The 20,202-nt window shown below is 49.3% G+C and carries 23 protein-coding genes; 3 read left to right on the forward strand and 20 right to left on the reverse strand.

Annotated elements, in window-relative coordinates; genetic code table 11:
- Positions 1-23: 23 nt before the first annotated feature.
- The 6 genes from grpE to gpr all read right to left on the reverse strand — a co-directional run bounded on the left by grpE (position 24) and on the right by gpr (position 6,904).
- Complete coding sequence (gene grpE, locus OXB_RS15100) at positions 24-626, reverse strand: nucleotide exchange factor GrpE (protein ID WP_052484094.1); 603 nt, start codon at positions 624-626, stop codon at positions 24-26.
- Positions 623-1,678 carry a heat-inducible transcriptional repressor HrcA gene (hrcA, locus tag OXB_RS15105; RefSeq protein WP_041075275.1) on the reverse strand — a complete coding sequence of 352 codons (1,056 nt, stop codon included), beginning with the start codon at positions 1,676-1,678 and terminating at the stop codon, positions 623-625. The genes grpE and hrcA overlap by 4 nt, the downstream gene beginning before the upstream one ends.
- A gap of 159 nt (positions 1,679-1,837) precedes the next feature.
- Positions 1,838-2,971: a radical SAM family heme chaperone HemW gene (gene hemW / locus OXB_RS15110; protein ID WP_041075276.1), complete on the reverse strand. Its 1,134-nt coding sequence runs from the start codon at positions 2,969-2,971 to the stop codon at positions 1,838-1,840.
- Positions 2,972-3,099: 128 nt separating this feature from the next.
- Positions 3,100-4,923 (reverse strand): translation elongation factor 4, encoded by a 1,824-nt coding sequence (gene lepA, locus OXB_RS15115; protein WP_041075277.1) that lies wholly within the window; start codon positions 4,921-4,923, stop codon positions 3,100-3,102.
- A gap of 55 nt (positions 4,924-4,978) precedes the next feature.
- Positions 4,979-5,818: a stage II sporulation protein P gene (gene spoIIP / locus OXB_RS15120; RefSeq protein ID WP_052484095.1), complete on the reverse strand. Its 840-nt coding sequence runs from the start codon at positions 5,816-5,818 to the stop codon at positions 4,979-4,981.
- A gap of 42 nt (positions 5,819-5,860) precedes the next feature.
- Positions 5,861-6,904 carry a GPR endopeptidase gene (gene gpr, locus OXB_RS15125; protein WP_041075278.1) on the reverse strand — a complete coding sequence of 348 codons (1,044 nt, stop codon included), beginning with the start codon at positions 6,902-6,904 and terminating at the stop codon, positions 5,861-5,863.
- A gap of 207 nt (positions 6,905-7,111) precedes the next feature.
- Between gpr and rpsT the strand changes: the two genes are divergently transcribed.
- A complete protein-coding gene (gene rpsT, locus OXB_RS15130; protein ID WP_041076954.1) occupies positions 7,112-7,363 on the forward strand; it encodes a 30S ribosomal protein S20 in 252 nt (83 codons plus the stop codon).
- A gap of 93 nt (positions 7,364-7,456) precedes the next feature.
- Here the strand turns inward: rpsT and holA are convergent, their stop codons facing one another.
- Positions 7,457-8,473: a DNA polymerase III subunit delta gene (holA, locus tag OXB_RS15135; RefSeq protein ID WP_041075279.1), complete on the reverse strand. Its 1,017-nt coding sequence runs from the start codon at positions 8,471-8,473 to the stop codon at positions 7,457-7,459.
- A gap of 164 nt (positions 8,474-8,637) precedes the next feature.
- Here holA and OXB_RS18510 point away from each other — a divergent pair, with 164 nt between their 5' ends.
- Entirely contained in the window at positions 8,638-8,772 is a 135-nt protein-coding gene (locus OXB_RS18510; protein ID WP_041075280.1) for a YqzM family protein, read from the forward strand.
- A gap of 54 nt (positions 8,773-8,826) precedes the next feature.
- Here the strand turns inward: OXB_RS18510 and OXB_RS15145 are convergent, their stop codons facing one another.
- The 11 genes from OXB_RS15145 to OXB_RS15195 all read right to left on the reverse strand — a co-directional run bounded on the left by OXB_RS15145 (position 8,827) and on the right by OXB_RS15195 (position 17,517).
- A complete protein-coding gene (locus OXB_RS15145) occupies positions 8,827-10,893 on the reverse strand; it encodes a DNA internalization-related competence protein ComEC/Rec2 (RefSeq protein WP_052484096.1) in 2,067 nt (688 codons plus the stop codon).
- Positions 10,894-11,123: 230 nt separating this feature from the next.
- On the reverse strand, positions 11,124-11,681 hold the full coding sequence (locus tag OXB_RS15150) for a ComE operon protein 2 (RefSeq protein ID WP_041075282.1): 558 nt from the start codon (positions 11,679-11,681) through the stop codon (positions 11,124-11,126).
- Between the two features lie 95 nt (positions 11,682-11,776).
- The gene (locus OXB_RS15155; protein WP_231860324.1) at positions 11,777-12,430 is read right to left on the reverse strand and encodes a helix-hairpin-helix domain-containing protein; all 654 of its coding nucleotides are present in this window, start codon (positions 12,428-12,430) and stop codon (positions 11,777-11,779) included.
- Positions 12,431-12,499: 69 nt separating this feature from the next.
- Entirely contained in the window at positions 12,500-13,237 is a 738-nt protein-coding gene (locus OXB_RS15160; protein WP_041076958.1) for a class I SAM-dependent DNA methyltransferase, read from the reverse strand.
- Positions 13,237-13,581 (reverse strand): ribosome silencing factor, encoded by a 345-nt coding sequence (gene rsfS / locus OXB_RS15165; RefSeq protein ID WP_041075283.1) that lies wholly within the window; start codon positions 13,579-13,581, stop codon positions 13,237-13,239. Before rsfS ends, OXB_RS15160 begins: the two co-directional genes overlap by 1 nt.
- Positions 13,582-13,583: 2 nt before the next feature.
- Positions 13,584-14,150, reverse strand: a complete 567-nt coding sequence (gene yqeK / locus OXB_RS15170) for a bis(5'-nucleosyl)-tetraphosphatase (symmetrical) YqeK (RefSeq protein WP_041075284.1) — start codon at positions 14,148-14,150, stop codon at positions 13,584-13,586.
- Positions 14,140-14,709 carry a nicotinate-nucleotide adenylyltransferase gene (locus OXB_RS15175; protein ID WP_041075285.1) on the reverse strand — a complete coding sequence of 190 codons (570 nt, stop codon included), beginning with the start codon at positions 14,707-14,709 and terminating at the stop codon, positions 14,140-14,142. The genes yqeK and OXB_RS15175 overlap by 11 nt, the downstream gene beginning before the upstream one ends.
- A gap of 11 nt (positions 14,710-14,720) precedes the next feature.
- Positions 14,721-15,011 carry a ribosome assembly RNA-binding protein YhbY gene (yhbY, locus tag OXB_RS15180; protein ID WP_041075286.1) on the reverse strand — a complete coding sequence of 97 codons (291 nt, stop codon included), beginning with the start codon at positions 15,009-15,011 and terminating at the stop codon, positions 14,721-14,723.
- 3 nt (positions 15,012-15,014) lie between these two features.
- Positions 15,015-15,842 (reverse strand): shikimate dehydrogenase, encoded by an 828-nt coding sequence (gene aroE, locus OXB_RS15185; RefSeq protein WP_041075287.1) that lies wholly within the window; start codon positions 15,840-15,842, stop codon positions 15,015-15,017.
- Positions 15,843-15,877: 35 nt separating this feature from the next.
- Positions 15,878-16,993, reverse strand: coding sequence for a ribosome biogenesis GTPase YqeH (gene yqeH / locus OXB_RS15190; RefSeq protein ID WP_041075288.1), 1,116 nt, complete (start codon positions 16,991-16,993; stop codon positions 15,878-15,880).
- Positions 16,981-17,517 carry a YqeG family HAD IIIA-type phosphatase gene (locus tag OXB_RS15195; RefSeq protein ID WP_173426024.1) on the reverse strand — a complete coding sequence of 179 codons (537 nt, stop codon included), beginning with the start codon at positions 17,515-17,517 and terminating at the stop codon, positions 16,981-16,983. The genes yqeH and OXB_RS15195 overlap by 13 nt, the downstream gene beginning before the upstream one ends.
- Positions 17,518-17,684: 167 nt before the next feature.
- On the opposite strand from OXB_RS15195, the gene sigK reads away from it, so the two are divergent.
- Positions 17,685-18,386, forward strand: a complete 702-nt coding sequence (sigK, locus tag OXB_RS15200; RefSeq protein ID WP_041075289.1) for an RNA polymerase sporulation sigma factor SigK — start codon at positions 17,685-17,687, stop codon at positions 18,384-18,386.
- Positions 18,387-18,657: 271 nt separating this feature from the next.
- On the opposite strand, the gene mtnN is transcribed toward sigK, so the two are convergent.
- Together mtnN and OXB_RS15210 are read right to left on the reverse strand one after the other, a co-directional pair.
- Entirely contained in the window at positions 18,658-19,350 is a 693-nt protein-coding gene (gene mtnN, locus OXB_RS15205; protein ID WP_041075290.1) for a 5'-methylthioadenosine/S-adenosylhomocysteine nucleosidase, read from the reverse strand.
- A 28-nt stretch (positions 19,351-19,378) separates the two neighbouring features.
- The gene (locus tag OXB_RS15210) at positions 19,379-20,137 is read right to left on the reverse strand and encodes a YrrS family protein (protein ID WP_041075291.1); all 759 of its coding nucleotides are present in this window, start codon (positions 20,135-20,137) and stop codon (positions 19,379-19,381) included.
- Between the last annotated feature and the right edge of the window lie 65 nt (positions 20,138-20,202).

The raw sequence follows: 20,202 nt of genomic DNA on the forward strand, positions 1-20,202 counted from the left end.
CCTCCTAACTAAATCGCTTGCTATTATTCGTTCACTTTTACCATTGTAGGCCGTAGAACCCGATCTTTTAACTGATACCCTTTTTGGAATACTTCAAGCACGATGCCTGAATCCTTTTCCTCATCGTTCCCAGTCATGATCGCTTGATGGAAATTCGGATCGAATTCCCGGTCTTGCGCATCGATTTCCGCAAGTCCTTCCGTTTCAAGAGCCTGCACAAGGCTGCGGTGCACCATTTCCATACCCGTCAGCAATGACTGAGCTTCTTCGGTCTTTGCTTCGACAGTCAATGCCCGTTCGAAATTATCCAAGACCGGGATTAGGTTGGTCACGAGCTCTTGGGCTCTATATTTTTGTAGCGCTTCTTTATCGAGCGACGCCCTTCTCTTGAAATTTTCAAAATCAGCGAGCAATCGAAGGCGCTTGTTTTCTTCTTCCTCCAAGAGGGCTGTCAACTCGGCCACTCTATCCACTTCGGATTCCTCCGAGAGTTCCGCCTCAGTTGTCGCTTCTGTTTCCAATTCAGCTGCATCGGTTTCCCCTTTTGTTTCTTCTGGGCTTTCATTCCCGTCCAATTGCGCTTCTTGGGACTTGTTTTCGTCCTTGTTTTTTTCCACTTCAGTCACGATTCGTTCCTCCTTGCCGCTTCGCTACCAATCGCCAACTTTGTCAACTCTTTGGACAGATCCTTGCTCATGCTGTCGAGCAATGTGATGACCCGTCCATAATCCATCCGCTTCGGTCCGATGATGGCTATCGAGCCGGTCGTGTTCTCGCCGGCTTCATACGTTGCGGTGATGACACTGCAATCTTCCATTGCGTTATCCTTGTTTTCCGAACCGATGCGGACATGGATGCCCAGAACATCCTCTTGGAAAAAAGTCATGGCTGGGAGCCCTTTCTCCATCAGTTCGAAAAAGGTTTTCACTTTCTGGATGTCGTTGAACTCCGGCTGTTTCATCATGTTCATCTTTCCACCGAAATAGAGGCGCTCCTCCGGTTCGATGGCAATCGCATTATGGAAGGATGCATACAAATCACCTGCATGCCGGATATGCCGTTCCAAAACCATTTTCGTCTCTTTCACGAGCATTTTTTGCAGATGATGCAGCGGCGTCCCGACGAGCCGTTCATTCAGGATGTTGACCATCTTTTCAATGTCGGATGAAGTGAACCCATCGGGCACGGTGAATAATCGGTTTTCCACATGGCCGTTGTCCGTCACAATGATGGCCACAGCCATCCGGTCATCCAACGGCACGATCGAGAAACGCTTCACCGCGTGCTGCGCTGTATTCGGTCCAAGCAAGATGGATGTGTAATTCGTCAAATCCGAGAGAATGGTTGCCGATTTCCGGATCAATTCCTCGGTTTCGACCACTCTCTCCTTGAAAATGGAGCGCAGTCGGGTACTGTCTTCTTTTGTCAGTTTTTCAGGCGTCAGTAAGTGATCAACATAATACCTATACCCTTGTTCGGATGGGACCCGGCCGGACGAAGTATGGGGCTTTTCCAAATACCCCATTTCCTCCAGATCAGCCATTTCATTTCGTATCGTTGCCGGACTGAATGGCGCTTCCGGCTTTTTCGATAACTGCCTGGATCCTACAGGCTGTGCGGATTCGATGAAATCGTCAACCGTCAGTTGCAATATAAGCAATTGTCTGTTTGTCAACATGATCATCACTCCTGTTAGCACTCTAATTACATGAGTGCTAATGCTATTGATAATTTAACAAATCCAAAATGCCGTGTCAATGAATTGACTCCGGCGCAAATCGACAAAAAACAAGTCCGGATTCACGCCGTTCAATCCTGTCTCCCCTCTTGAAATTCATTAAAAAAGAAATTGTTGAAAGACATCGTTTCCGCGGAAGATCCCTTTCCTTGTCAACTTCCAATGGTCTCCTTGTTGTTCCATGAGACCATCCGCCCTAAGTCTTTCCAACTTCGCTCCATAGATCTCTTCCAGCGGCTTCCCGAATTTAAGATGAAAGAAAGAAGCAGAGACCCCTTCCATTTTCCGAAGTCCCAGGAACATCTCTTCTTCCATACACTCGGCATCCGTCACCTCATGCTCTTGCTGCACGGGCCGTCCGCCCGCCGAAACAGCATTCATATATTTGGCTAGCGGGCCGATATTGGAATAGCGCCTACCCTTTACATACCCATGTGCGCCTGCCCCAATCCCGGCATAATTTTCATTTTCCCAGTAAATCAGATTGTGCAACGATTCATAACCGGGAAGCGCAAAATTGCTTATTTCATACTGCTTCCTACTTTGCTTTTCCATCGAATCGATAAGCATTTCAAACATTTCAGCTTCGGTATCCTCGCCAGGCAGCGGCAGCTTCCCTTTGTTCATCAAATTATAGAAGACGGTCTTCGGCTCGACGATGAGCGAGTAGCCGGAAGTATGCGGCAGATCAAGAGCCACTGCTTGCTCCAACGTATGCCGCCATTGCTCGATCGTTTGTCCCGGCAGCCCATACATAAGGTCGATGCTAATATTGTCGAAACCCGCTTTGCGCGCATCCCCCACAACCCGGACCGCGTCATTCGGTCCATGCGTACGCCCGATTTTCGCAAGCAGCCCGGAATCGAAAGACTGGACGCCGATGCTCAGCCGGTTCACTCCCCCGTTATGCAGGACCGCCAACTTACCGGGCGTCAATTCGTCCGGGTTGGCTTCCGTCGTGAATTCTTTTAACGACTTCACTCGGACAAAACGATTTACAATTTCCAGCAGGCGATCAAGCTGCGCTTCTGAGAGAGATGTCGGCGTCCCTCCTCCAAGAAAGACGGTCTCCACCTTATCAAAAGAATTCCCTTCCTTTTGCAAGATGGCTAATTCCTCGCCGATTGATTCGATATATTCATCGACCGGCTGATTTTTGAAAAATACTTTATTGAAATCACAATAATGACAAATCTGGTGGCAAAACGGAATGTGGATATAGATCCCTCGCATGCCGCCACCTCCTTTTCAATTAACAAAATCCGTGGCATTGTCGGAACTTCTACCTGAATCTTCGGCTGAATAAAGATAATAAACGCCAAAAAGAGGGCAACGATGCCCCCTTTTTTTCTATCATCTCGTTACTCCTCGTCCATCTTCAACACAGCCATGAACGCTTCTTGCGGCACTTCAACGGAACCGACTTGCTTCATGCGCTTTTTCCCTTCCTTCTGTTTCTCCAGAAGTTTCCGCTTACGGGAAATGTCACCACCGTAACATTTCGCCAGGACGTTTTTCCCAATCGATTTGATCGTGGAACGTGCGACGATTTTTTGTCCGATGGCCGCTTGTACCGGAACTTCGAACTGCTGGCGTGGGATCAATGATCGTAACTTCTCGACAATCGCTTTACCCCGTTCGTATGAAAAATCGCGGTGGACAATGAAACTGAGCGCATCCACTTGTTCTCCATTGAGCAAAATATCCATTTTGACGAGTTTCGATTGTTTATAGCCGATCAATTCATAATCAAGGGACGCATATCCCTTTGTCCCTGATTTTAATTGGTCGAAGAAGTCGTAGACGATTTCCGCCAATGGCAATTCATAGATGATGTTCACCCGGGAAGCATCCAAATAGTCCATCGTCACGAAATTGCCCCGCTTTTGCTGGCAGAGTTCCATGACCGCACCGACATAATCATTCGGCACCATGATCGACGCTTTGACGTATGGCTCTTCGACATGGTCAATTTTTTGTGCGTCCGGCATCATAGCAGGGTTGTCCACTTTCAGCTCGGTCCCATCCGTCATGACGACATTATAAATAACGCTCGGCGCAGTGGTGATCAAATCGATCTTGAATTCCCGTTCAATCCGCTCTTGGATGATTTCCATATGGAGCAGGCCAAGAAAACCGCATCGGTAGCCAAATCCGAGCGCTTGGGACGTTTCTGCCTCATATTCCAGAGCTGAGTCATTCAATTCCAATTTTTCCAACGCTTCCCGCAAGTCATTATATTTCGATGTATCGATCGGATACAGTCCGCAGAATACCATCGGATTCATCCGGCGATATCCCGGCAGCGGTTCGCTGGCTGGATTTTTGACACTTGTGATCGTATCCCCGACTCGCGTATCGCCAACATTTTTAATGGAAGCCGATAAGAAGCCGACGTCACCGACCGTCAATTCATCCCGCATGGAAATATTCGGCGTAAAAACTCCGGTCTCGATGACTTCGAATGTCTTCCCTGTCGCCATCATCCGGATTTCATCGCCTGGTTTTACGGAACCTTCCATAATCCGGATGTTGACGATCACCCCTTTATATGGGTCATAATGCGAATCGAAAATCAAGGCTTTCAAAGGAGCATCCGGATCCCCTTGTGGCGCGGGCACCTTTTCGACGATCTGCTCCAAGATCTCTTCGATACCGATTCCGGCTTTCGCGGATGCATGGACGGCTTCGGACGCATCCAGTCCAATGACATCCTCGATTTCTTGTTTCACTCTTTCCGGATCGGCCGCCGGCAAATCGATTTTATTGATGACCGGCAAGATTTCCAGATCATTGTCGAGTGCCAAATAGACATTCGCCAACGTCTGGGCTTCGATCCCTTGCGCTGCATCCACGACAAGAATAGCCCCTTCGCATGCGGCCAGACTGCGGGATACTTCATATGTAAAGTCGACGTGCCCCGGCGTGTCGATCAGGTGGAATATATACTCCTGGCCGTCCTTCGCCGTGTACGTCAACTGCACAGCATTCAATTTGATCGTGATTCCCCGTTCCCTTTCAAGGTCCATGGAATCCAATGTTTGGGACTTCATCTCCCTGGAACTCAACGTCTGCGTCTGTTCCAAAATGCGATCGGCCAACGTCGATTTCCCGTGATCGATATGGGCAATGATGGAAAAGTTTCGGATGTTTTTCTGACGTGCCAATCTCTCTTCATGATTCATCTCAGTTCACTCCTATTTAAGCTACTGAAAATTATAGCAGTGAACTGTCCAGACTTCAATATTCGGCATATGAAGGAGACTCTTCGGATAACATGGTCGATGCGGCCTGTGCGATGACGGAAACCGTCCGATTCAATTCATCCTCCGTATTACCGATGCCTCCGAGTTCGAGCAGCATGATGGATGGATCGAGGTCCTGGTTGTACTTGCCATCCACACCAGCTCCGCCTTTCATGATGAAGCTCCGCGTAATGCCGGGAACGAGTTTCTCCATCTCTTGCTTCAACCGGTTCGCTTTCGCTTGGTTTTCCTTGTACTTCGGATGTTCCGTGCCAATGACGAAAGCGACCTTTGCGAACCGCTCCCCTTCATGCGTCATTGTTGTCTTGGCAGGCCCGACTGAGTCCCGGTGCAAATCGATGATCAACTCATACTCTTTCTCTCCAAGCCGTTGTTTGACGTGTGGCCGGATAGCGGCATATGCCCGAGAATGGGGAATCCCTTTGGAACTCATTTCTTTCGCGTTATCCACTGGCAGAACATCTGTCGGAATTCCATGGAACTGCAGTTGGTTTTGCAGTTTCCCGCCAACTTTCACAATGTTCTCCGTTTGGTGGGACACGGCCACTTTGCCGGCGACTGCTTTCGTAATCGGCTCAAATGCTTCGTGGGAGTGGGTGAAATAGAGTAGTACTTTGCTATCCCCGCCCGTTGCCTCTTTCACTTCCGGTGCCGGCTCTTCTTCGACCACATTGGATGCGTAGACGATATAAGTCGACTCTTTCGCAAGATTGCTCGATTTCACCGTCGGTCCGCCAGGTACAAATTGAATGACGACAGGAAATAGGAAGAGGATGAGAATGAGTGTGCCCCAAATATGCAATGGATTTTTCAAATGGCATCCCTCCGTCTTCAACTATATGTCGGAGGGAGGGCCTCAATTACTACTTTTTAGATCACCGACCCATTTCGTCAGAGAATCAGATAACGTTTCCGCATATATGGACACCCACGAATCGATCTCTTTCGGGGAAATGAAAGTCCGCAACTCATGATTCGTCAACACTTCTTCAAACAACTGGATCCGGTCCTCATGCGGCCAGGAAGACCAGTCGCCGAAAATCGGGATCAATGTAGACCGATCCGCATCCTTGTTTTCGCTATGGAGCCACGGCGAAACGGAAAGGCGGGAGGACGGGCGGTCTTTTTCACTTATTTTCGAAGCGATATAACCGAACATCGTATCGATGGCATCCGCAATTAGAACGGGGCCATCGACCACCGTCGGGATTCCGATCGCGATGACCGGAATGCCGAGCGTCTCCTCCGACACTTCCTTCCGGCTATTCCCGACTCCCGACCCTGGATGGATACCGGTGTCGGTCAATTGGATCGTACGGCAAAGTCTTGAGCTATCCCTGGCCGCCAGAGCATCGACAACAATGATCAGATCGGGCTGAATTTCCGTCACGAGTGCGCGGACGAAGTTGGCCGTCTCAAGGCCTGTTTGGATAGTGACGCCGGGAGCATACACGTACACCTCGCTGCCGTCCTCGGAATAATATTCCGGGACGATCGTTTTCAAGCGATCCATCGTCAGAGGACCGACCGCGTCGGGTGTCACATCCCGGTTGCCCAACCCGATGAACAGGAACTTGCCCTTGTTCAAGGGGGTCTTTTGGGCGATCATCTCATTCAACTTCTCGATAAGCACCCGGGATAGATCCTCCATCCCTTCCGGATCTTCGGTCGTCAAGGCGGGGACCGTCAACGTGATATATGTCCCTTTCTTTTTCCCGATCCGTTCCTCCCCTTCTTCGTCCACCTTCACCGTCGTCAATACGACCCGACCCAGTCTAGATTCCCCGAATTCAACGCCTCTCGTGTCCTCCAGCCTATTTTTTTCACTCGCTGTCCGATGACGCACCATCTCTTCACTTTCATCAATCAGGTCTGTCCTGAAAAAGTCGAACGTCGCCATTTTCCATCACCTCTGATGAAAGTTTGCACCAAGCCGCAAGATTATATTCTTCCAAGAAACCGTTCAACGCCGCGGAGTGTCGAGGTTATTATTCTTTTAATTGTTGCAATCGAACCGGCGCTTTGATAAAATAATGCTTGTTGTAAAAGAGATATCCGAATGATTGTGGAAACACTCTTGCCTTACCTGAAATTGGAGGTGAATGAAATGCCAAACATCAAAGGTGCGATCAAACGCGTAAAACAAAGCGCCGCTGCTAACGAACAGAACTCACAAACGAAAGCTGCAATGCGTACTGCAATGCGTAAAGCTGAAGTTGCTCTTGAGAATAAAGATGAGAACGCTGCTGAACTTTTGAAAGTTGCGATCAAAAAAATGGACACTGCTGCACGTAAAGGCCTTATCCATAAAAACACAGCAGCTCGTCAAAAAGCACGTCTTACGAAAAAAGCGCAATAATTCAAATTGCGTAGAGCTGGCGCACGGAGCTAGACATGAAAAGAAGGGACTGTCCGGTATGGACAGCCCCTTTTCTATTTCCCTGCAAACCTGTCAACGTTTCAAAGGCGCCATCAGGAATAGTTCCAAGATACGCTCCCGTCTCCCGCTGGAGGTCTTTAATTGATGGTCGATACCGGCTAATTGGTCAAGCACCGATAACAGCCGTTCCGCATGGGGGATATTCCGATTTTCCATCACCAGCTTCACCCGATATGGATGGACATTCACTGTTTTGGCAATCTGATGCTGGGGATAGCCTTTTTTCCGTAATGTCCCCACATGGATCATCAAACGGATTTGGCTGGCAATCAGCGATGTCAGCATGATCGGCTCTTCCCCGCTTCTCAATAAATCATTATAAATCAAGACCGCATCCGCCGTTTTCCCTGATATATAGGCGTCGGTCAGACGGAAAACATCCATTTCAGGCGTCCTCGGGACCAGTTCTTCGATGATCGTTTCCGTAATATTACCGGATTGGCCCAAATACATGGCCATTTTAGAAATTTCGGATGATAGGGATAAGAGGTCATCTCCCCCCATTTTAACGAGATATTCTGCCGCTTCCAGTGTGATTCGAACGCCATGGGAGCCCGCTTCTTGCTGGACCCACGTGAACAGATCTTTCCCCTGGATGCGTTCCGCTTCGACGACTGTCGCAGTCTCTTTCATCAGTTTGGTGATCGTCTTTCGTCCATCCAATTTTTCATATGGGGCGACAAATACGACTGTCGAAGTCGGGGATGGATCCTTCAACCAAGCAGCCAGCATCTCCACATTATGGGCCACTTTTTCTCTCGCCTTATCTTGAGCCTTTAAAAAATTGGCATTCCCCGCAATGATCAGTTTCCGGTCCGCTAGAAAGGGAATGGTATCCGCCTCTTCAATAACCATCTCTACCGGAGTCTCCTCCAGGTCGAACCGGATGACATCCTCTCCGTCCAAGGGCAGGATCGATTTCTTCAATCGGCTGATCGTCTCATCGATCAAATGCTGCTCGGGCCCGGTCAGCAAATAGACAGAATCGATTTCACCCGCATTTATTTTTTTCCAAACCGCGGTTGCCACTCAAATCACCTCTTCGACTATATCTCTCTACAAATTATACCTCATTCGCGGGGAACTGTTTGAACAATTTGTGTCAGTTGCTCCCCATCTGCTACAAAATACGGATTTCTCTAGATTTTTAGAGGGCTTTCATCTATACTAAATAGGAATTAGGAGGTGTAGCAATGAACGAATTTGAACATGATGTACAATCGAAAGAAAACGATGCGGTATACTCCGGTGTCGGTTTTGCAGTTTCTTTCGTCGCTTTTTCACTTATCTTTATTGTTGCTACAGTTATCGACTTCGTCGCACGATAAACGTGTCAGTCGAAAGATGGACATCCATTCCGGATTGGGAAGGGTGTCCGTTTTTTATTGGTTCATCGTTTTAACGCTCCATTTTTCCTTCTCTACAGTGACCATGATTGAACCGAATTCCGCAGTGGATAATGTCGGAAAGCCGAGCCGCTCGAATGTCTCGATCACTTCCGGATGCGGATGACCATACCGATTGTTCCGTCCGGCCGAAAAGATAGTCAATATAGGTCGCAACGACTCCACAAAAAGTTCCGTGCTCGACGTCCGACTGCCGTGATGCCCGGCTTTTAAGATGACCTGTCCAAAATCGAATTGTCCATACTGGCGAAGAAAGCGCTCTTCCCCCTCCGCTTCCAAATCTCCTGTAAATAAAAATGATGGCCCTGTCGTTTTCATGAAGAGCACGAGGGAACTGTCATTTCCTTCATATATCCTATTTGCCGCCGGAGCCGCAAAAAGGAATCCTGCATTTCCATCTCTCCAAAATAGACCGGCCTCCGTTTCCAGCAGAGGGATCCCCTTTTCAGCCGCCAGCCGATTGACATCAGCCATTGTCATCTCTTTGCGGCTTCCAGGCGAAATATGAATTTCCTTCACGTTCAATTCTTCCATCACTTCATCCGCCCCTTCGATATGATCGGCATCTGCATGGGTCAAGATGAGTTTATCGATAGTCGTGATTCCTCTCCCTTTCAAATAAGGTACGACAATTTGCCGACCGATTTCGAAAGGTTGGTCAGGCGTCCGCCAGTCGGGGTCCCCGAATGATACAGACCCTCCCGTGTCAATCAGATACACCGCTTTTCGATAAGGGAGTTCAATGACAATGCTATCTCCTTGTCCGACATCCAGAAATGTGACGTGAAGCGCTTTGTCGAAATAAGGCAGACAGTGGATCAGCAGCGCGGGAACGAGCAGTCCAGCCGCCATCCACGATTTCCGGTTCCCCCGTTCCATCCCGACTAGGAACAACAGCGTCCCCGCGCTAGCCAGCAACAGCAGAAAAGCCGATGGGCGTCCGGGAGTCCAAAGCTGGTAAGGAAGGGACGCAAGCCATTCCGTCACAACGGCAATCCCGGTTCGGAAAGGGACATACGGCATGAACAGATACCCGGCCAGCAAAGGCGATATATAACTGATGATCAGCAGGATTAGATTGGCCGGCAAAATGATGACGGAATAGAGTGGTACATAAACTAAATTCACCATTAAGGAAGATATCGATAATTCGTGAAAATGATGGAGCAAGACCGGATATAGCGCCACTTGGCTAATCATGGTTACGAGGAAAGAGACGGTCAGCGGATGGATTGATTTCCTCAAGATGGCGGATGAATGGATCAAGGAACAGGCTGCCATATAGGACAATTGAAAACCGGGTTGGAAGACGACAAAGGGTTGGTATAGGATGAACACAATGGCGCTAATCGAAACAGCGTCGTCGAGCCGGATCCGCAACCGGCCCGAAGCGGCAAGCAAGACCATCACCGTAACCGATACTGCTCGCCAGACGGACGGCGCTCCACCGGCCAATACAGCGTAAAATGGCAAAGCGAGGATCAGCAGCACATCCACCGTCTCTTTCCGCATCGCGAAACGTAGCATGGCCTCCCTCATGAAAAAGACAAGCAATCCGACATGCAGGCCGGATATGGCGAATAAATGCGAGATGCCAAGCGTGCGATAATCCGCAGCAAGCCGGTCATCCATCCCACTCCGGTCTCCGATCAGCAGCGCCTTCGCTTCCGGGATCAGAGGTTCGGGAAATGCTGCCTGGATCTGTTCCTTCACCTTTCTTCGCTGTTTGGAAAGCCGTGCTGTGAAGCGGTCATTTTCTTTCATCCTGACGAGGTTCTCCGTCTCAAAAATGGCAGCGGCCCCATACATCCTCATATACTTTTTCATATCAAAGGAAAATTCATGTGCAGGGAGGTCAGGCCCTTTCAGATTGCCCGAGAACGTGAACTTGAAAGATGGCAAATGGGCAGTCAGGAAGAGCTCCTTCTCTTTTTCATCCGCTAGTTTGTATATGACGTAATAAGTTTCACCGGACAGGTTCTTCGCAAAGCCTTTCAGCCGGCCGCCGTCAATTTTTGCATTTTCCGACCAGATCAACTCCATGGTCGCGGGTCCTTCTTCTTTTGGCTGGGGGATGGATGACGATATGTAATGGAAAGAGAGGAATGCGGCAAGTGCCGCGAGGATGGGAGTGAGGAAATCGTTTTTGCGCAATACGAAAATAGGGATTAAAAATATGTTGCAGAACATCAACCAGGCCGATCCGTATGCGGCAAAAGCCGATACGGCGACTGGTATGGCGATGTATAGAAAGCGGACATCGCCTAATTTTCTTAGAATAGATCATCCATCCTTTTCTTGAACGGGACCAATTGATCTTCTGCGGCACCAAGCGCCTCCATCGTCTTCAACATATCCTCGAACAGCCCGAATTTTGAACCGTAGGAGAAATCGACTTTCTTTTCATCAAAAGGCACTTGTTGGACGGATACCCCCGATTGTGCGAACAATTGTATGGCATACGGATCGTTTTTATAATCGGTCGCATAGAAAATATGCTTGACCCCCGATTGGATGATCGCTTTCGCACACTGCAAACATGGGAAATGGGTCACATACAAGGTTGAACCGTCGACCGGACTCCCGTACTTCGAACATTGCAAAAGGGCATTCATTTCCGCATGGATGGTGCGGACGCAATGGTTGTCAATTACATAGCAACCGTGGTCGATGCAATGGTCTCCTCCTGAAATCGAACCGTTGTAGCCACCTGCTATGATCCGGTTGTCCCGGACGATGATGGCACCGACCGCCAATCGGGTGCAGGTGCTCCGCATTGCCAGAAGATGGCATTGGGCCATGAAAAACTGGTCCCATGTAATTCGCTCCATATAGGTTGCCTCCTTTAAAACTATGACTGCTTCACTTTCCGTCTACAGTCAGCGTCGCCGCCTTCCGAAACGCAAAGGGCTTAATTCATCAAAAGTCATTTCACTTTAATATAAGGTTCCAAATTCTCGAATGTCTTTTTGCCAATCCCGGTTACTTCCATAATGGCCTCCACCGTTTGGAAACTGCCATGGTCGGTCCGGTATTGGACAATGGCAGCCGCCTTCGCAGGCCCGATGCCTGGTATGGTCATGAGGGCTTGCTCATCAGCGGTGTTAATATTAACCTTGCCTTCGTCTTGCTGTCCTGGTGCTTCCATCGCCTGGAAAATAGGCATGTCCTCCAGTGTCTCTCCTTGGGCCGGAACATAGATGACCGCTTCATCCGCTAACTTCATCGCATGGTTCAACAAGCGGGTATCAGCGTCCGCCAAGTAACCGCCTGCCGCTTGGATTGCATCTATGAGCCGGTCCCCTTCCTCCAAGGCGTATACACCCGGGTAGCGGACAGCTCCTTTGACATCGACGATAATCGGTCCAGGCGGTTCGACGATGGCGTCTTCTTGCACTATCTCTTCTTTTGCTTCATCAATCAATTCAGGGAATGGGTGTTGGCCGCTCACCGTATACATATCGGTCGTGGATTGTCCTCTGGGAAAGAACAGAAAAGCGGCTAGAACAGCGATTGCTGCGAGGGGGGTGATGAACTTCCGCCATTTGCTGGATACTGACGAAAGAAACAGGTCGTTCACCCTTTCTTAAGATCGGCACCCATATGGAGTCTTCTCCACTATATCTGAATTGACGAGAAAAGAAAAGCATCATTTACGGACTTGAAAGAATATTCGTTCACTATCTTCTACCGGAGGTTCATCTTCCCAATCGGCAAAGATCCGCTCGATGGAAAATCCGGCATCCGTCAACATCTCGACATACTCATTCACCGGGAATGTACGTTGCTCATGCTCCTCGTTGAAGCGGTGGTACAGCCCTTTTTCCTGCTCCACGAAAAAAGCTAGCTCGGATTGGATGGAGTGCGGTGCCTCCCCCATCTCAGTCTCCCATATGTAAGCGATTCTTCCATCATCATATGTAAAAGGGCCTTCTAAAAATATCTCGTCCATCTTATACGTGGAGTGGACATCAAACAGCAAGATGCCGCCCTTTTTTAAGGAAGCATAGATCCGACGGAAAGTTTCCTCGACTGCCGATTGCTGCGTTACATAGTTCAAAGAATCAATTGCGATGATTGCGGCATCGAATTGTTGGAAGCCTTCCAATTCCTCCATCCGCTGCTGGATGAACTCCACAGGCAAAGAAAGCGTGGCAGCACGCTCCTTTGCCATTTCCAACATATTTGCCGATACATCGATTCCCGTCACTTCTGATCCGTGTCCAGCAAACTTTAAACTGAGCAGACCGGTTCCGCAACCGATATCCAAGACCCGCTTCCCTTCCAATCCACCCAACGCCAAATCCAAAAAATCGACGTAAGAATCGTACGGGATATCCGTCATCAACTCATCATAGATAGCCGCGAAGTCTGAATAAGCTTTCATCATTTTCCCTCGGCCATATCGAGCATCGGGGCATCTCCCCACAGCTTTTCCAGATTGTAATAGCCGCGTTCATCCCGATGGAACACATGGACAACAACGTCACCCAAGTCGATCAGCACCCATCTCCCCAAATCAAACCCTTCCATCCTCTTCGTATGGTAGCCCGCTTCTCCCGCTTTTTCAGTCACTTCTCTCGCGATGGCTTGGACTTGCCTTTCCGAATTGGCATGGGTAATAATGAACTGATCTGCAATGAGGGAGACGCCTTCCATATTCAAAACGACAATGTCTTCCCCTTTTTTGTCGTCCACTGCTTTATATGCGATTTCCAATAATGTAGTCATAGTCACTTTCCTTTCATATGGACATGTTCGTTATAGCACTCGATGGAGTCCGGAAAAATCGGCACCCCTTTATTCGCAAGGAAACGGACCGAGTGGATGATACATGCACTCATTGCCGTATCCAATGGCCCTTCGGCCGCCTTCCGCAGTTCTTCGACTCCTGGAAAATCCCTTCCCGCTTCAATCATATCCGCTACATAGATCAATTTTTCCAATGGAGACATTCCGGCTCTTCCTGTTGTATGATAACGGATCGCCTGCAAGACGGCTTCGTCCCGGATACCGAATTCGTTGCGGGCGATCGCCATCCCGACAGGCGCATGCCAAAGTTCAGGATGGAAGGACAACAATCTAGGATCCGCTTGTTCTGCCTCCAAGATCGCCTGCATCTCTTTTTTCTCCATGCACTTTGCGATATCGTGCATATAGGCCGCCACTTCCACGTCGTCTTGCGGCAGGCCATGGAGGCTGTTCAACGCTTTCGCCATTTCAACGACCCGTAGAACATGCGCATGGCGGTCATTCGACAGGCGTTCGGCGACAGCTTTTTGTATTATGTCAAGATCCATATAGATTCTCCTTATGGATATATTCCTCTACCGCGGGAAGGACGAGCAGCTGTGCAGTTCCCCTATCTGAATAGCGGTTCCGGATCATTGTCGATGAAAGGTCGATCTGAGGAATGTCCACATAGATGATCGGGTATTCTGTTTCACCGATTGTTCCCGGACGATGCACACCGACCAGTTTGACGAGCCTTGACAACTCATCGATTTTATACCATTGCGGAAGCATATCGATCATATCCCCACCGATGATGAAATGGAAATCGACATCCGGTTCCCGCGCAGTCATTTCGGACATCGTATCATACGTGTAAGAAATTCCGCCCCGTTCGACTTCGAAATCCGATACCGCCAATCCTTCCAGCCCGGCCACTGCCAGTTCCACCATATGCAGGCGCTGCAGGACCGTCGCATCATGCGGAACCATCTTATGTGGCGGCACGGCAGCTGGCATGAGCCGGACTTCAGCGAGCCCAAGTGCAATCCGCACTTCATTGGCCACGATGAGATGGCCGATATGGGGAGGGTTGAAAGTGCCTCCCAGGATTCCAACCTTTTTCAATGAACCCCTCCTTATGGCAACTTGATCTGCTTTTTCTCTTTCGATTCCTTATAGAGGATCAGCATATTTCCGATCACTTGCACGATTTCAAGCCCATCCCGCGCTTCCAGCTTAGCAGCGATTTCATTTTTATCCTCGTCGCAGTTTTGTAATATATTCACTTTGATCAATTCTTTCGCTTCCAATGCTTCTTCGATCTGTGCGATGACCGATTCTGTCAAGCCGCTTTTCCCGATTTGGAATACTGGTTGCAGATGATGCGCCTCACTGCGCAGAAATCGTTTTTGTTTACCTGTTAACATCCATTACCCTCCAAGTGTCGCTGTTATTTTCATGATCGTCTTTTCCGTATCAGGTTGGATGCCTGTCCACGTTTCAAACGCCAAGGCGCCTTGATGGACGAACATGCCGACGCCATTCATTGTCAATGCTCCCCGCTGTTTCGCCTGTTTCAGGAATTCGGTTTCGAGCGGGTTATAGATGATATCCGCGACAACTGTCCCTTCCCGGACTCCGGCTGGATCGAGCGGCATCCCCTCCTGCGCGAAATTCATACCGACCGATGTCGTCTGGACAATCAAACCGAAATCCGCCAATGCCTTCTCCGCTCCTTGGATCGACATGACCGAAGCGCCTGATATCCCGGTCGCCAAATCCTTGGCCTTCCCCAACGTCCGATTGGTGAAAGTGATCGGACCATAACCTTTGGAATGAAGTGCATGGGCGATGCCCCGGGCGGCTCCGCCTGCCCCGATTACGAGCACCGGATCTGCTTTCGCACGGTCACTATACGCCTCTTCCAGCGACCGGACAAACCCCGGACCGTCCGTATTGGAACCGGACAACGAGCCATCCGGCATGACATGGACCGTATTGACGGCCTGCATGAGCTGTGCCGATTCATCCAAGTTATCCAAGTAAGGGAGGATGGCCGTCTTATGCGGAACCGTGACATTCCATCCACTGCATCCAAGCGTCCGAAGGCCTTCCACCGCTTTTTCCAACTGATCGGCTGGAATATGGAGCGGAATATAGGTGGCGTCCACTTCATTTTCTTGGAACCATGTTCCATGCATGGATGGAGACATTGACTGGGCAATCGGATCGCCGATTACCGAATACCATTTTTTCATTTCATTTCCCCCTAATCCAACCCTTCAAAACACTATCAAATCAACGATGGACGCAATAGTACATTCACTCCGCGCGGTGCATGGACGGCTACGACGACATCCGGATGCTGGACAGTGATCCAGCCGAGCCCCGAGATGACGATATCCGTCTTGGCCTGCTTTATGGAAAATTCATGGCGGACGAGCGGCGGCAAGGACTCAAGCGATGCTTCCGACGGCGGAGAGAGCAATGCTCCCAGATGTTCTTTATATAAATGATCTGCATTTTCCAATTTCGTCCGGTGAATCGCTAGATCATTCGATACGTGAATAGTGAATGAAGAACGGTCTCCCGTGAGGAAATCGAACCGTGCCAGCCCTCCGATATAGAGCGTCTGTTCCGGATTCAACTGATACACTTTCGGTTTTAATTCTTTTTTCGGGGTGATCGCTTTCAAATCCTTGGCGTCCAGGTGGTGCGCTATTTGGTGATCATTAATGATTCCCGGTGTATCGTAAATCGCTTTCCCGTCGTCCAATGGGATTTCGACGAGGTCCAAGGTAGTTCCCGGGAAATGTGAAGTCGTGATGACTTCCCCGATGCCGGTTGCACGTTTGATGATCCGGTTGATGAATGTCGATTTGCCGACATTCGTGCAACCGACGACATAGACATCCTTCCCTTTCCGGAGTTCATCAATTGCATCAAGTGCGTCTTCCATGCCGGTCCCGCGATGGGCAGACACTAGAAGGACGTCAGCGGGTTTCAATCCCAGTTTGACTGCTTCCGATTTCATCCAATGGATCAGCCGGTTCGGTTTCACGGATTTCGGCAAGATGTCCGCCTTGTTGCCGATCAGCAATATATCTTTATTTCCGACGAACCGGTGCAAGCCGTTTATCCAACTTCCGTTGAAATCAAAGATATCGACGATTTTGACGACAATCCCCTCTTTTTGACCGATTCCGTTCAATATTTTCAGGAAGTCATCCCCTGAAAGGGATACCGGCTGCAGCTCATTGTAGTTCCGCAAGCGGAAGCAACGCTGGCAGACGACGTCGTCCTTATCCAATGATGCGGGCGGGGCGTACCCTTCCTTTTTCGGGTCCTCCGTCTGAATGGTGATCCCACAGCCGATACATTTCAATAGCTCCAAATTCAGTCCTCCCATTTGATCATGCCGCGACGTTTCATGCCCGCCATGATTCTTCTCTCAATCATTCTGTTGAATCTTGTAACGAAGCCGTCCGATTTGGCGACCGGTACGACGAGAATCGTATGAAGCCCTGCCCGATTCCCGCCAAAAATATCTGTCAGCAGCTGATCCCCGATGACGACCACTTCTTCCTTACGGACACCCATCAACGATACAGCTTTATGGAATGATCTCGTCAGAGGTTTATGCGCATCAAAGATGAAAGAGATGGAGATCGGATCACAAAAAGTCTTCACCCGGCTCTCATTATTATTTGATACTACGGTCACTTTCAACCCGGCGTCCCGCATTTCCTTCACCCATCGGGAAATTTCGGGAGTCGCATCCGGGCAATCCCAAGCGACGAGGGTATTGTCCAAATCTGTAATAATCGCCTTGATTCCTTTCTCTTTCAACTTCTCCGGAGAGAGCGAAAAGACGCTTTTTACATATTCATCCGGCAAAAAATATTTATACACAACATCCACTCCGATTAGCATCTAATTCTGAAATGATTATAACACACCTGTCCGTACGGATTGAATTGTTCGGAACCGGCTTTTTGCAACGCGGAATACAAGCCGAACATCGTCCGGCATAGTCCCCAGTGATAAGACAAGACTTCGGCTGCATATGCTGTCATACAACGACAACAGGAGGTGAACCGATGAGCGGGCTTGTCATGGCAATGGTTCAGCTATGGCTTGAAATCCCTGCAATGCTTGGGTATATCAGAGGGCAAGCGTTTCAACGGCCGCTATCAAAGGAAGAGGAGGCGGATTGTCTGAAACGTCTTGCAGAAGGTGATGAATCCGCCAAAGACGAACTAATTGAACGGAATATGCGGCTCGTGGCCCACATCGTAAAAAAGTTCCACCCGAAACATGAACTGCTCGACGACTATATTTCCATTGGCACTATCGGTTTGATGAAAGCAGTAAACAGCTTCACCCCGGATCGGAAGACCAAACTTGCGACCTATGCGGCACGTTGTATTGAAAACGAAATCCTTATGTATTTGCGGACGCAGAAAAAAGTGCAGAAAGACGTCTCTTTGTTCGACCCGATCGGAATGGATAAAGACGGCCAATCGCTTCAAATCGCGGATTTGCTGCAAACTGATGATGAAGCGCCGATTGACGCAGTAGAACAACGAGAAAGAATCGAAAGACTGTACCGGCATCTCGGAAAACTGGATGGGAGAGAACTGGAAATCATTCAGCGCCGCTATGGATTGCTGGATGATCAGCCGATGACCCAAAAAGAGATCGCCGCGCAACTCAATATTTCCAGAAGCTATGTCTCAAGGATCGAAAAGCGGGCAATTGTAAAACTCTACCAACTTTTCAAACATGAATATAACGAATAATCGGAGTTGACTTATGACCTACCAGCATTTGGATCTAACCATACCACCACAACTATATAAGTAAAAGGCGTTTCCTAGCGGGAGTGGTCCCGGCATCGGAAACGCCTCATCATATTGTTCGGTCTTCAGTCCGCACTAACCTCACGCAGAATGACTGCTGCAAGGATTGTCGAAACAATGAATACACCTGCCATCAAAAATAGCATAGTCCGGATTCCCCCCTCAACACTAAGTGAAATTGACCATCTACGTCCATCTTACCATGAAAGGTCTATAATTTCGAGATGGCTTTCAAAACGATATCCGTTGAATGGCGGGCCGCAATCGGCAAGAATTCATCAAAGCTGATGGACGAGTCCTTCCCGGCTATGTCGGAAAGCGCCCGGATGACGACGAAGGGCGTTCCGAAGCGATGGCAGACTTGCGCCACCGCAGCCGCCTCCATTTCCCCCGCTATCATCGAAGGGAAGTGTTCTTTCACGGCATTCACATGGTCCAGGTCGCTCATGAATGTATCCCCGGATGCAATCAACCCTGTGGCATGTTGGTGTTCCCCGATCTCCTCGACCACTTCCCGGGCAATTTGGATCAACCGTTCATCGGATCCGTATGCTGCGGGAAGCCCCGGCACTTGGCCATGTTCGTATCCAAAAGCTGTCACATCCACGTCATGGTGGCGCACTTCATCTGAAATGACGACAGTGCCGACCTCCAAACGTTCGTCAAACCCGCCCGCCGAACCGGTATTCAGGACGACATCAGGCTTATAATTATCCAATAACAATGTCGTAGCAATCGCCGCATTCACTTTCCCAATCCCGCTTTTCACCAGGATGACCGAGCGTCCTCCGACTTCTCCTTCGATAAATTCACAGTCGGCAATGACCGTTGTTTGTGCATTGTCGATTTCCTCCCGCAACAGTTCCACTTCTTGCTCCATTGCTCCGATTACCGCAATCTTCATGAAATCCCTCCGCCATTCTCATACATTTTTAATAGTCAAATTCCAAAGTGTTCAAAACATCCATTTGAACCGGCTTCCAACCTGCGCCATCCACCCATTCCAAGTGCACTTGATATTTCTTCGACTTGTCTTTCGTGGATACAATGCCAATCGACTTTTGCGGACTTCCACCGTTTTTGATCTTCCAGTAGATCAGCGATTCTTCCGGAATGCCGGTCGAATAGGCGATCGCTTGTTTTTTCTCCTGCCAGTCCACGGATGTTCCGTCATACTGGGAAACATGGTTTCCAGTCTGTGTCGTGCCGATCGGTTTCCATGAACTATTGACGATCGTCTCGGCAATGACCGGGTCATCCGGATTGGCGTACGTCACCTTTCCGCCCTGGCCTTCGTCTGTTTTTTCTTCCTTATCGGCTGGTTCCAATGTAGTTTCTTCCCGCTGAGACGTGCTCTCACCATTTTGGCCTTGATCTGAATCCACGGGAGGCTGTGCTGTTTCCGTCCGATCCGATTCGACTGCAGGAGTTTCAGCCTCTTCTTCATCCGCTTGGCCTTCCAGCACCAAATCCGTATCCTGCTGCTCCTCCGCCTCTTCCTGCGCGCTGTCCGTCTGCGCTTCCTCTTCCCGCTCGGCTTGCTGTTCGTCTTTATTGCCGGTGAATATAATGCTTGCTGTAATGATAATGAGTACGACAACGAGTCCGATCAAAGCATTCAAAATGTTATTTGACTTGCTCCGTCTCCGCTTTCGGCTTGTCCTGGAAAAGTCAGGTTCCCGCTCTTTCATCCACATTCAACTCCATTTCATGTCTATTGCCATATTCCTATGTATTGGACGTTGTAAGAATCAGA

It is taken from the genome of Bacillus sp. OxB-1, assembly GCF_000829195.1.
Lineage (GTDB): Bacteria > Bacillota > Bacilli > Bacillales_A > Planococcaceae > Sporosarcina.